The organism is Streptomyces sp. NPDC049954 (genome assembly GCF_040656295.1).
In the GTDB taxonomy this organism is placed as follows: Bacteria; Actinomycetota; Actinomycetes; order Streptomycetales; family Streptomycetaceae; genus Streptomyces.
The window spans coordinates 196,238-209,048 of sequence record NZ_JBFALS010000007.1; the positions used below are offsets into that span (position 1 = coordinate 196,238).

Below are 12,811 nucleotides of genomic sequence, written 5' to 3' on the forward strand. Positions count from 1 at the left end.
AGCACACCGGAGGTGCAGTCGTGAGCCAGGTACCCGTCCGCCCCGACGCGGAGGTGGGCGCGTGAACCCCCAGCTCCTCGCGGCGGAGGACCTGTCGATGTTCGGCACCGACCCCTGGTGGCTGGTCCTCGTCAAAGCGGTCTTCTGCTTCGCCTTCCTGATGGTGACCGTGCTGTTCGCCATCGTGTGGGAACGCAAGGTCGTGGCCTGGATGCAGTTGCGCATCGGGCCCAACCGCAACGGCCCCTGGGGGATGCTCCAGTCGCTGGCCGACGGCATCAAGCTGATGCTGAAGGAAGACCTGGTGGTCAAGAAGGCCGACAAGGTCGTCTACGTCCTCGCCCCGGTGGTCGCCGCGATCCCCGCGTTCATGGCGATCGCGGTGATCCCCTTCGGCCCGGCCGGCAACGAGATCTCGATCTTCGGCCACCGTACGGCGATGCAGCTCACCGACCTGCCGATCGCGCTGCTCTACATCCTCGCGACCGCCTCCATCGGGATCTACGGCATCGTGCTGGCCGGCTGGTCCTCGGGATCGACGTACCCGCTGCTCGGCGGACTGCGCTCGTGCGCCCAGATGATCTCGTACGAGATCGCGATGGGCGCGGCCTTCGCCTCGGTGTTCCTCTACTCCGGTTCGATGTCGACCTCGGCGATCGTCGAGCAGCAGAACGACCGCTGGTACATCGTGCTGCTGCCGGTCTCCTTCCTCCTCTACATCGTGACGATGGTCGGTGAGACCAACCGCGCCCCCTTCGACATGCCGGAGTCCGAGGGCGACCTCGTGGGCGGCTTCAACACCGAGTACAGCTCGATCAAGTTCGCGATGTTCATGCTCGCCGAGTACGTGAACATGGTGACGGTCTCCTCGGTCGCCGCGACCCTCTTCCTCGGCGGCTGGCGCGCGCCCTGGCCGGTCTCGACGTTCTGGGAGGGCGCCAACCACGGCTGGTGGCCGCTGCTCTGGTTCGTCGTCAAGGTGCAGCTGCTGCTGTTCTTCTTCATCTGGCTGCGCGGTTCGCTGCCGCGCGTGCGCTACGACCAGCTGATGAAGCTCGGCTGGAAGGTCCTGATCCCGGTGTCCGTGGTGTGGCTCATGCTCGTCGCCACCGTCCGGGTGCTGCGGAACGAGAACTACGACTTCGCGCAGATCCTGCTGTGGGTCGTGGCCGCGATCGTCGTGGTCCTGCTGCTGTCCTTCGTCGCCGACATCTTCCGCGACCGCGGGGACAAGGGCGGCGAGGGGGAGGGCGAACCGGCCGAGCCCGAGCCGGCGTTCGACCCGATGGCCGGTGGCTACCCGGTGCCACCCCTGCCCGGACAGACCCTGCCACCGGTGCCGAGGCGGCCCTCGCGCCAGGACCGCGAGCTGATTGTCAGTGGCGCTCCGCATACTGGCAGCGACACAGCAACTACCGAGCGCGACGGAAAGGAGGGGTCCGATGGCTGAGGACAAGGAGTCCCAGGACGGGACGGCGGCGGCACCGAGCGGGTTCCAGAATCCGGTCGCGGGCTTCGGCGTGACCTTCAAGGCCATGTTCAAGAAGCGCCTGACCGAGCAGTACCCGGAACAGAAGAAGACCACGGCCCCCCGCTTCCACGGCCGCCACCAGCTCAACCGCCACCCGGACGGGCTGGAGAAGTGCATCGGCTGCGAACTGTGCGCGTGGGCCTGTCCGGCCGACGCGATCTACGTGGAGGGCGCGGACAACACCGAGGAGGAGCGCTACTCCCCGGGCGAGCGCTACGGCCGCGTCTACCAGATCAACTACGCGCGCTGCATCCTGTGCGGCCTGTGCATCGAGGCGTGCCCGACCAGGGCGCTCACCATGACCAACGAGTTCGAACTCGCCGACAGCAGCCGCGAGAACCTCATCTACACCAAGGACCAGCTGCTCGCGGGCCTCACCGAGGGCATGGTGGACAGCCCGCACGCGATCTTCCCGGGCACGGACGAGGGCGACTACTACCGGGGCGCGGTCACCGAGGCCGCGCCCGGCACCGTCCGGCAGGTCGCCCTCTCCAAGGGCGAGAAGACCGACGAGGAGCCGGTGACCGTGGAGCACACCGCGGCCGCCGTCTCCAGCGGCGCCCCGCACGAGGCCACCCCGATGGACCGGGGGGCGACGACGTGAACACCCTCGCCGCCTACCAGACGTCGACCGGGGAGGCCGTGCAGTTCTGGCTCCTGGGGACCGTCGCGGTCATCGGCGCCCTGTGCACCGTCCTGATGCCCCGGGCCGTGCACAGCGCCCTGTGCCTGGCCGGGACGATGATCGTCCTCGCCGTGTTCTACCTGTCCAACGGCGCGTACTTCCTCGGCATCGTGCAGATCGTGGTCTACACCGGCGCGATCATGATGCTGTTCCTGTTCGTCGTGATGCTCGTCGGGGTCACCGCCGCCGACTCGCTGAAGGAGACCATCAAGGGGCAGCGCTGGCTGGCCGCCCTGTGCTTCCTCGGCTTCGGCGCGCTGCTCGTCGGCGGCATCGGCAACGCCTCTGTCAGCGAGTTCCAGGGCACCGGCCGGGCCAACGCCTCCGGCAACGTCGAGGGCCTCGCCTCCCTGATCTTCACGAAGTACGTCTTCGCCTTCGAGATCACCGGGGCGCTGCTCATCACCGCGACGGTCGGCGCGATGGTCCTCACCCACCGCGAACGCGTCGAACGCGCCAGGACCCAGCGCGAGTTGTCCGAGCAGCGCGTGCGCGACGGCCGTCACCTGCCGCCGCTGCCCGCCCCCGGCGTGTACGCCCGGCACAACGCGGTGGACATCGCGGGCCTGCTGCCCGACGGCACCCCGTCCGAGCTGACCGTCAACCCGACGCTGCGCCGGCGCGGCCAGATCCGGGACGTCTCGACCGAGGCCATGGAGGACCTGCGCGCCCTGGAGCAGCGCTCGGAGGAACGCCTCGGCCGCGACCGCGGGGAACGCCTCGGCCGCGACCGCGGGGAACGCCTCGGCCGCGACTCCGAGACCCGCCTCGGCCGCGACCGCGAGGAGGAGAGGACGCAGTGAACCCGGTCTACTACCTGTATCTCGCGGCGATCCTGTTCACCATCGGGGCCACCGGGGTCCTGATCCGCCGCAACGCGATCGTCGTCTTCATGTGCGTCGAACTCATGCTGAACGCCTGCAACCTGGCGTTCGTCGTGTTCTCCCGCATGCACGGCAACCTCGACGGGCAGGTCATCGCGTTCTTCACGATGGTCGTCGCCGCCGCCGAGGTCGTGGTCGGGCTCGCGATCATCGTGTCGGTCTTCCGTGCCCGCCACTCCGCCTCGGTCGACGACGCCGACCTGATGAAGCTGTAAGGGGTCGTTGAACAGTGGAAAACATGATCGCGCTGCTGGTCGCGGCGCCCCTGCTCGGAGCGGCCGTGCTGCTGTGCGGCGGCCGTCGCCTGGACCGCTCCGGGCACTGGATCGGCACGTTCCTCGCGCTCGTCTCCTTCGTGATCGGCGTGGTGCTCTTCGCCGGCATGCTCGGCAGGGGCGCCGAGGAACGCGGCGTCCACCAGCACCTGTTCAGCTGGATTCCGGTGGAGGGCTTCCAGGCCGACGTCGCCTTCCAGCTCGACCAGCTGTCGATGACCTTCGTCCTGCTGATCACCGGCGTGGGCACGCTCATCCACGTCTACTCGATCGGCTACATGGAGCACGACGAACGCCGCCGGCGCTTCTTCGGCTACCTCAACCTGTTCCTCGCGGCGATGCTCCTGCTGGTACTCGCCGACAACTACCTGCTGCTGTACGTCGGCTGGGAGGGCGTGGGCCTCGCCTCGTACCTGCTGATCGGCTTCTGGCAGCACAAGCCGAGCGCGGCGACCGCCGCGAAGAAGGCCTTCCTCGTCAACCGCGTCGGTGACGTGGGCCTGTCCATCGCCATCATGCTGATGTTCACGACCTTCGGGACCTTCGCCTTCGGTCCGGTCCTCGGCGCGGTCGGGGACACCGGGGAGGGCAAGCTCACCGCGATCGGCCTCATGCTGCTGCTGGCCGCGTGCGGAAAGTCGGCGCAGGTCCCGCTCCAGTCCTGGCTGGGCGACGCGATGGAGGGCCCGACCCCGGTCTCCGCCCTCATCCACGCGGCGACCATGGTCACCGCCGGGGTCTACCTCATCGTCCGCTCGGGGGCGATCTTCGACGCGGCGCCCGACGCGCAGCTCGTCGTCACCATCGTCGGCGCGGTCACGCTGCTGTTCGGTGCGATCGTCGGTTGCGCGAAGGACGACATCAAGAAGGCGCTCGCGGGCTCCACGATGTCGCAGATCGGCTACATGGTCCTCGCCGCCGGGCTCGGCCCGATCGGCTACGTCTTCGCGATCATGCACCTCGTGACGCACGGCTTCTTCAAGGCCGGTCTGTTCCTCGGCGCGGGCTCCGTCATGCACGGCATGAACGACGAGGTCGACATGCGCCACTACGGCGGGCTGTGGCGCAGGATGCCGGTCACCTTCGTCACCTTCGGCCTCGGCTACCTCGCGATCATCGGCTTCCCCGGACTGTCCGGCTTCTTCTCCAAGGACAAGATCATCGAGGCGGCCTTCGCGAAGGGCGGCACCGAGGGCTGGATCCTCGGCGGCGCGGCCCTGCTGGGCGCGGCCCTCACCGCGTACTACATGACCCGCGTGATGATCATGACGTTCTTCGGGGAGAAGCGCTGGCAGCCCGACGCCGAGGGGCACGAGCCGCATCCGCACGAGTCCCCGAAGTCCATGACGGTCCCGATGATCGTGCTCGCCTTCGGCTCGGTCTTCGCGGGCGGCGTCTTCGCGATCGGCGACCGCTTCCTGCACTGGCTGGAGCCCGTCACCGGGCACAGCCACGGGGACTCCCCGGTCAGCGCCCTGACGGTGACGCTCTCCACGATGGTCGTCCTCGTCCTCGGCGCGGGCCTCGCCTACCTCCAGTACGGCAGGCGCCCGGTCCCGGCCGTCGCCCCGCGCGGCTCGCTGCTGACCCGGGCGGCGCGCAGGGACCTGCTCCAGGACGACTTCAACCACGTCGTCCTCGTCCGGGGCGGGGAGCACCTCACCCGCTCCCTCGTCTACGTCGACCACTCCCTGGTCGACGGGGTCGTCAACGGCACCGCCGCCTCGGTCGGCGGCCTGTCCGGCCGGCTGCGCAAGGTGCAGAACGGCATGGTCCGCAGCTACGCGGTCTCGATGTTCGGAGGTACGGCGGTGCTGATCGCCGCGACCCTACTCATGAGGGCGGTGTGACATGTCCTTCCCTCTGCTGACCGTGACGGCGGCCCTGCCCGCGGTGGGCGCCGTGCTCACCGCGGCGGTCCCCGCCGCACGGCGCACGGCGGCCAAACGGCTCGCCCTGGCCTTCTCGGCCGCCACCTTCGTGCTGGCCATGGTGATCCTGGCCCGCTTCGAACCGGGCGGCGACCGGTATCAGCTCACCGAGTCCCACGCGTGGATCGCCGACTTCGGGGTGCGCTACGAACTGGGCGTCGACGGGATCGGCGTCGCCCTCATCGCGCTCACCGCGCTGCTCGTGCCCTTCGTGATCCTCGCCGGCTGGCACGACGCGGACCCCCTGGAGACCAACAGCAGCCGGTGGCGCCCCACCCAGGGCTTCTTCGCGCTGATCCTCCTGGTCGAGGCGATGGTCGTCCTGTCCTTCGAGGCCACCGACGTCTTCCTCTTCTACCTGTTCTTCGAAGCCATGCTCATCCCGATGTACTTCCTCATCGGCGGCTTCGGGGACCGGGCGGGCGCCCACGGCGAGAAGGAGGCCGCGACCCAGCGCTCCTACGCGGCCGTCAAGTTCCTCCTCTACAACCTCGCGGGCGGGCTCGTCATGCTCGCCGCCGTGATCGGGCTGTACGTCGTCGCCGGCAGCTTCTCGCTCGGCGAGATCGCCCAGGCCCGCGCGAACGGCACCCTGGACATGGCGAGTTCGACGGAACGCTGGCTGTTCCTCGGCTTCTTCTTCGCCTTCGCCGTCAAGGCCCCGCTGTGGCCGCTGCACACCTGGCTGCCCAACGCGATGGGCGAGGCGACCACCCCGGTCGCCGTCCTGATCACCGCGGTGGTCGACAAGGTCGGCACCTTCGCGATGCTGCGCTACTGCCTCCAGCTCTTCCCGGAGGCCAGCAAGTGGGCGACACCGGTCATCCTGGTGCTCGCCGTCATCAGCATCCTGTACGGGGCGCTGCTCGCCGTGGGCCAGCGCGACATCAAACGCCTCGTCGCCTACGCCTCGATCTCCCACTTCGGCTTCATCGTCCTGGGCATCTTCGCGATGACCTCGCAGGGCCAGTCCGGGGCGACCCTCTACATGGTCAACCACGGGATCTCGACAGCCGCGCTGATGCTCGTGGCCGGCTTCCTGATCTCGCGGCGCGGCTCGCGGCTCATCGCCGACTACGGCGGGGTGCAGAAGGTCGCCCCGGTACTCGCCGGGACCTTCCTGATCGGCGGCCTCGCGACGCTGTCCCTGCCCGGACTCGCTCCGTTCGTCAGCGAGTTCCTGGTCCTGGTCGGCACCTTCAGCCGGTACCCGGCGCTCGGCATCGTCGCCACCCTCGGCATCGTGCTCGCCGCGCTGTACGTCCTGGTGCTCTACCAGCGCACCATGACCGGCCCGGTCAAGCCCGAGGTCTCCGCGATGCCCGACCTCAAGGTGCGGGAACTGGCCGTCGTCGTCCCGCTGATCGCGCTGCTCGTCTTCCTGGGCGTCTACCCGAAGCCGCTCACCGACGTCGTCAACCCGGCGGTCAAGCAGACCATGTCCGACGTACACAAGAAGGACCCCCGACCCGAGGTGGAGGCGGCCAAGTGAGCGCAACAGCCGTCCACAGCCTGTGGACAACCGCGGCCGAACCGATCGGCAAGATCGACGCGCCGCACATCGAGTACGCGCAGATCTCCCCGGTCCTGATCGTCCTCGGCGTCGCGATCCTCGGCATCGTCGTCGAGGCCTTCGTGCCCCGCAAGGGCCGCTACCTCACGCAGGTGGTGCTCGCCGCCGCGGGTCTCGTCGCCGCCTTCGTCTCCGTCGTCCTGCTCGCCGCGAACGGCTACGGCACGACGAAGGCGCACATCGTGGCGATGGGCGCGGTCGCCGTCGACGGTCCCGCCCTGTTCCTCCAGGGCACCATTGTCCTCGCCGGGCTGGTCGGCGTGTTCACCTTCGCCGAGCGGCGCCTCGACCCCCTCGCTCACGGCAAACGCGTCGACTCCTTCGCCGCGCAGGGCAGCGCCGTACCCGGCTCGGAGGCCGAACAGGCGGCGGTGAAGGCCGGGTTCGCCACCACCGAGGTCTTCCCCCTGGTGATGTTCGCGATCGCCGGGATGCTCGTCTTCCCCGCGGCCAACGACCTGCTGACCCTCTTCATCGCCCTGGAGGTGCTCTCCCTCCCGCTGTACCTGCTGTGCGCGCTCGCGCGCCGCAAGCGGCTCCTGTCGCAGGAGGCCGCCGTCAAGTACTTCCTGCTCGGCGCGTTCTCCTCGGCCTTCCTCCTGTTCGGCATCGCCCTGATCTACGGCTACGCGGGCTCCATGTCGTACGCGCAGATCGCCCGGGTCGTGGAGGGCGACGTCACGACCATCGACCCGGCCCTCGCCGACACCATGGGCAACGACGCGCTGCTCCTGGTCGGCGGCGCCCTCGTCGTCGTGGGCCTGCTGTTCAAGGTGGGCGCCGTCCCCTTCCACATGTGGACACCCGACGTCTACCAGGGCGCCCCCACCCCGGTCACCGGCTTCATGGCCGCCGCCACGAAGGTCGCCGCGTTCGGCGCGCTGCTGCGGCTGCTGTACGTCGTGCTGCCGGGGCTGCGCTGGGACTGGCGGCCGGTCATGTGGGGCGTCGCGATCGTCACGATGCTCGGCGGGGCGATCGTCGCGATCACCCAGACCGACATCAAGCGGCTCCTCGCGTACTCCTCGATCGCGCACGCCGGGTTCATCCTGGCCGGTGTCATCGCGACCACCCCGGACGGCGTCTCCTCGGTCCTCTTCTACCTCGGCGGCTACTCCTTCGTGACCATCGGCGCCTTCGCCGTCGTCACCCTGGTGCGCGACGCGGGCGGCGAGGCCACCCACCTGTCGAAGTGGGCGGGGCTCGGACGGCGCTCCCCGCTGGTCGCCGCGGTCTTCGCGGTGTTCCTGCTCGCCTTCGCCGGTATCCCGCTGACCAGCGGGTTCTCCGGGAAGTTCGCCGTGTTCAAGGCGGCGGCGGACGGCGGCGCGGCCCCGCTCGTCGTGGTCGGCGTGCTGTCCTCGGCGGTCGCGGCCTTCTTCTACATCCGGGTCATCGTGCTCATGTTCTTCCATGAGCCCCAGCCGGACGGGCCCACCGTCGCGGTCCCCTCGCCGCTGACCATGACCGCCATCGGGCTCGGCGTGGCCGTCACGGTCGTGCTGGGCGTCGCGCCGCAGTACTTCCTCGACCTCGCGGGACAGGCGGGCGTGTTCGTGCGCTGACCCGTGGCCGGCCGTGTCCCCTCGGCCCCGTGTGTGGCCCGTCACCTCCGTCTCGTACGGGGTTGACGGGCCACCGCTGTGTGCGCCCGCTCTGACCTGCGGTTTCCTCCGGGCCTGTGGATAACTCGACGTCCTGTCGCCGCCGCGCCCTATCGTTGCGGGGGACAGGACATGAAGGTGCGGGGGACAGAGCGATGAACGAGGCCACTGGTTTGACCGAGAGCGACGAGGCCGCCGGGACGCACACGGCCGCCCCCGAAGAGGAGTCCCCCGACCTGTGGGGCGGCTGGGACAGTGTGCCCGAGGCCTTCGAGGAGGACACCGAGGCCGGTGTCGCGCCCTCCGGGCCCGAGGGCGGGCCGACCGGTGGCGCGGCCGATCCCGCGGCCCTGCCCGCCGCGCGCCGCCGCGTCGTCGGAGGGGTGCGCCCCTCGCAGGGCGGCGCGGCCGAGACGCTGCACCGCGTCTTCGGCTACGACTCCTTCCGCGGCGAGCAGGAAGCGATCATCGAACAGCTCGTCGGCGGCGGGGACGCGCTCGTCCTCATGCCGACCGGCGGCGGCAAGTCCCTGTGCTACCAGATCCCCGCCCTCGTCCGCCCCGGCACCGGCGTCGTGATCTCCCCGCTCATCGCCCTCATGCAGGACCAGGTGGACGCCCTGCGCGCGCTCGGCGTCCGGGCGGGCTTCATCAACTCCACGCTCGACCTCGACGAGCGCAGGACCGTCGAGGCCGAGTTCCTCGCCGGGGAACTCGACCTGCTCTACCTCGCCCCCGAGCGGCTGCGGGTGCCCGCGACCACGGAGCTGCTCGCGCGCGGCACGATCTCGCTGTTCGCGATCGACGAGGCCCACTGCGTCTCCCAGTGGGGCCACGACTTCCGGCCCGACTACCTCGCCCTGTCCGTCCTCGGCGAGCGCTGGCCCGACGTGCCCCGCGTCGCGCTCACCGCGACCGCGACCCGCGCCACGCACCGCGAGATCACCGAGCGGCTCGGCATGCCGCAGGCCAAGCACTTCGAGGCCAGCTTCGACCGCCCCAACATCCAGTACCGCATCGTCCCGAAGAACGACCCCCGCAAACAGCTCCTCGCCTTCCTCAAGGAGGAGCACCAGGGCGACGCGGGCATCGTGTACTGCCTGTCGCGCAACGGCGTGGAGAAGACCGCCGAGTTCCTCAGCTCGCACGGCATCGAGGCCGTCCCGTACCACGCGGGTCTCGACGGGGCCACGCGCGCCCGCAACCAGGCCAGGTTCCTGCGCGAGGAGGGCCTCGTGGTGTGCGCCACGATCGCCTTCGGCATGGGCATCGACAAACCCGACGTGCGCTTCGTCGCCCACCTCGACCTCCCGAAGTCCGTCGAGGGCTACTACCAGGAGACGGGCCGCGCCGGACGCGACGGCCGCCCCTCCACGGCCTGGCTCGCCTACGGCCTCCAGGACGTCGTCCAGCAGCGCAAGATGCTCCAGGGCGGCGAGGGCGACGAGGCACACCGCAGGCGGGCCGGAGCCCACCTTGACGCGATGCTCGCGCTGTGCGAGACGGTGCAGTGCCGCCGCGCCCAGCTCCTCGCCTACTTCGGCCAGGAGCCGACCGGCGAGAAGTGCGGCAACTGCGACAACTGCCTGACCGAGCCCGACACCTGGGACGGGACGGTGGCCGCGCAGAAGGCCTTGTCCACCGTCGTCCGCCTCAAGCGGGAGCGCAACCAGAGCTTCGGCAGCGGACAGGTCATCGACATCCTGCTCGGCCGCAGGACCGCGAAGGTCATCCGCTTCGACCACGACCAGCTCTCCGTCTTCGGCATCGGCGCCGACCTCGCGGAGGCCGAATGGCGCGGCGTCCTGCGGCAGTTGCTGGCCCAGAGGCTCCTGACGGTCGAGGGCGAGTACAGCACCCTCGCGATGACCGAGGAGGGCGGCGCCGTCCTGCGCCGCGAACGTGAGGTGCCGCTGCGCAAGGAACCGAAGAAGCCGGCCGGAGCGTCCCGCTCGGCCACCCGCGGCGAGGGCCGCGCGGCGAAGAAGCCCCCGGTGGACCTCCCGGAGGCCGACCTCCCCCTGTTCGAGGCGCTGCGCGCCTGGCGCGCGGCCCAGGCCAGGGAACAGGGCGTCCCCGCCTACGTCATCTTCCACGACGCGACCCTCCGCGAGATCGTCCAGAGCCGCCCGGCCTCCGTGGCCGACCTCGCGGGCATCACCGGAGTCGGCGAGAAGAAGCGCGCGACCTACGGCGAGGGCGTGATCGAGGCACTGACGGAGGCGGTGGCGGCGGGAGCGGCCGGGGGAGGGGGAGAAGAGAGGGAGGAAGAGGGGGAAGGCTGAGGGACACCGGCCGAGGTCGCCGTCCCGGATCACGGGGAGGCGGGGGCGTGGCCGGTCCTCTCCGGACAGCACGAGCCGTCATGCCGGTCATAGCCGTTCGTAGCCGTTCATGGACCCGCTCTTGGTGAGGGGTGGCCTTCCGGACCCCGTACGAGGTCCGCGGAAGGTGCTGCCCGGGCCGCCACATGGGGATCTTGCCCTGTCCGCGAGAGGTGGGGCGGGATCCAGCGCGAGGCCGGCGGCCCGGCCCTCGTGGGCGCCGTGGGGTAAGTTCCCCGGCCATGGGCGAGTTGACAGTGATCAGGCACGGCGAGACCGCTTGGAGCCGGACCGGCCAACACGCCGGCCGCACCGACCTGCCGCTGACCGAGGCGGGGGAGGACGCGGCGCGTGCGCTCGCGCCTCGACTGGCCGGACGGGAGTTCGTCGCTGTCTACAGCAGCCCGCTGACCCGTGCCGTGCGCACGGCCGAGCTGGCGGGGCTGAGTGCTGCGGAAGCCGACGCGGACCTGACCGAATGGGACTACGGCCGCTACGAGGGGCTGACCGCCGAGCAGATCCAGGAACGCAGGCCCGGCTGGGAGCTGTGGCGTGACGGCGTGGACGCGGGAGAGGACCTCGCGCACGTGACCGCACGCGTCGACGCCTTCCTCGGTCGGGTCCGTCCACTGCTGGACAGGGGTGACGTGGCCGTGGTCGCGCACGGACACCTGTCACGTATCCTCGCCGCGCGCTGGCTGGGTCTCAACGCCTCGGGCGCGCGGCAGTTCGGACACCCGCGTCCTGGGACGATCAACACGCTCGGCTACGAACACGGGCTGCCCGTCGTCCTCGGGTGGAACGTGCCGTAGTGGGGACTGCCTCATCCAGGCAACGTTCGCCCGGACGGCACCCTCCGGGGCCGGGGCCCGGTGACGTGGTTGTTCCGCCTCGCGACGTACCGGTGGTGCAAGTCGGCTCGTACCGGGGCTGGGACGGTCGGTGCCGGCCAGGACGACGTGGCGCGGTGAGGTGAGGTGAGGTGGGCCTCGGTCCGGTGCCACCAGGAGCTGTTCGTGGACGCACTTCCTGAAGGCCACCACCGTTGGATCGGGCGGCGTCTGGGAGGCTGCCCGGACCGGCCAAGGGGGCAGAGCGTTCGTGCCGCCCGATTCCTTGCCGTCCTCCTCAGCCCTGGCGGCCCGGGGAGCGGGTGATCGAGCTGAGGTCGAGGTCCACGTCGAAGGGGGCCGTGGCCTTCATGCGCTCGTGGAAGATGCCGGTGCTGACGTAGGCGCCGGTGGCCGGTTCCAGCTCGAAGGTGTAGACGACCGCGTGATCGCCGGTGTCCTCCACCCGCCAGTAGTGGGGGATGCCGACGCGCGCGTACTTGAGCGGCTTCGTCTCCCGGTCGCGGGTCACCGACTCGCGGGAGACGACCTCGACGGCGAGGACGACGGCCGAGGCGGGCAGGCGGGTGGGTCCGGCCTCCGCGGCCGCGTCCAGCCGGAAGACGATGACGTCGGGCTCCGGCCGGTTCTGCCGGTCGATGTCGATCGTGAACTCTCGTGCCGTGCGCAGGCCCTCGGGGGCCCGGGTCTTGAAGTGTCCGTAAAAGAGGTCCACCGCGTCCATGTGGAACCAGGTTTGCGGGCTCATGAAGACAAGGCTCCCGTCGATCAGCTCCGTGTGCGGAGGCAGGTCCGGGAGTTCGTCCAGGTCGTCGGCGGTCCACCCGCCGAGCGGCGGAACCGGCCAGCGGGTCCCCGCAGCCGGCGGCTTGATCGGGTCGACGCTCATCAGTGCTCCCATGGCTCGGAGTCTGGACGATTCCGCCAGCGTATCGGGAGCCCTTGGCGTGTGGACCCCGCGAACGAGTGAACGAGCGGACCGGCGGTGACGTGCGGTGCTGCGATGCCGCCCGGTCCCACAGTGGCGCCGTCCCACAGTGGCGCGCCCCCCCACGCGGACGATGTGCGCGGGACCGGCCCTGACCGTGCCCCCGCCGCCCGCCGCCCGCCGCCCGCCGCCCGCCGCCCGCCGCCCGCCGCCCACGCCACCGCG

10 protein-coding genes are annotated in these 12,811 nt (G+C 70.4%); 9 read left to right on the forward strand and 1 reads right to left on the reverse strand.

The window, feature by feature from the left end; translation table 11 throughout:
• Positions 1 to 61: 61 nt before the first annotated feature.
• The 9 genes from nuoH (at position 62) to AB0J21_RS17855 (ending at position 11,619) form a co-directional block, all read left to right on the forward strand.
• Complete coding sequence (gene nuoH / locus AB0J21_RS17815) at positions 62 to 1,450, forward strand: NADH-quinone oxidoreductase subunit NuoH (protein ID WP_363146924.1); 1,389 nt, start codon at positions 62 to 64, stop codon at positions 1,448 to 1,450.
• Complete coding sequence (nuoI, locus tag AB0J21_RS17820) at positions 1,443 to 2,135, forward strand: NADH-quinone oxidoreductase subunit NuoI (protein ID WP_363146925.1); 693 nt, start codon at positions 1,443 to 1,445, stop codon at positions 2,133 to 2,135. Before nuoH ends, nuoI begins: the two co-directional genes overlap by 8 nt.
• Positions 2,132 to 3,019, forward strand: coding sequence for an NADH-quinone oxidoreductase subunit J (locus AB0J21_RS17825; protein WP_363146926.1), 888 nt, complete (start codon positions 2,132 to 2,134; stop codon positions 3,017 to 3,019). The genes nuoI and AB0J21_RS17825 overlap by 4 nt, the downstream gene beginning before the upstream one ends.
• A complete protein-coding gene (nuoK, locus tag AB0J21_RS17830) occupies positions 3,016 to 3,315 on the forward strand; it encodes an NADH-quinone oxidoreductase subunit NuoK (RefSeq protein ID WP_363146927.1) in 300 nt (99 codons plus the stop codon). Before AB0J21_RS17825 ends, nuoK begins: the two co-directional genes overlap by 4 nt.
• A 14-nt stretch (positions 3,316 to 3,329) precedes the next feature.
• On the forward strand, positions 3,330 to 5,225 hold the full coding sequence (gene nuoL, locus AB0J21_RS17835; protein ID WP_363146928.1) for an NADH-quinone oxidoreductase subunit L: 1,896 nt from the start codon (positions 3,330 to 3,332) through the stop codon (positions 5,223 to 5,225).
• A 1-nt stretch (position 5,226) separates the two neighbouring features.
• Positions 5,227 to 6,798, forward strand: a complete 1,572-nt coding sequence (locus AB0J21_RS17840) for an NADH-quinone oxidoreductase subunit M (protein WP_363146929.1) — start codon at positions 5,227 to 5,229, stop codon at positions 6,796 to 6,798.
• Positions 6,795 to 8,444 carry an NADH-quinone oxidoreductase subunit NuoN gene (gene nuoN / locus AB0J21_RS17845; RefSeq protein WP_363146930.1) on the forward strand — a complete coding sequence of 550 codons (1,650 nt, stop codon included), beginning with the start codon at positions 6,795 to 6,797 and terminating at the stop codon, positions 8,442 to 8,444. Before AB0J21_RS17840 ends, nuoN begins: the two co-directional genes overlap by 4 nt.
• Positions 8,445 to 8,638: 194 nt before the next feature.
• Positions 8,639 to 10,768: a DNA helicase RecQ gene (recQ, locus tag AB0J21_RS17850; protein WP_363146931.1), complete on the forward strand. Its 2,130-nt coding sequence runs from the start codon at positions 8,639 to 8,641 to the stop codon at positions 10,766 to 10,768.
• A gap of 281 nt (positions 10,769 to 11,049) precedes the next feature.
• Entirely contained in the window at positions 11,050 to 11,619 is a 570-nt protein-coding gene (locus tag AB0J21_RS17855) for a histidine phosphatase family protein (RefSeq protein WP_363146932.1), read from the forward strand.
• A 316-nt stretch (positions 11,620 to 11,935) separates the two neighbouring features.
• Here AB0J21_RS17855 and AB0J21_RS17860 read toward each other — a convergent pair whose 3' ends face one another.
• Positions 11,936 to 12,547 (reverse strand): Uma2 family endonuclease, encoded by a 612-nt coding sequence (locus AB0J21_RS17860; protein WP_363147222.1) that lies wholly within the window; start codon positions 12,545 to 12,547, stop codon positions 11,936 to 11,938.
• Positions 12,548 to 12,811 lie beyond the last annotated feature (264 nt).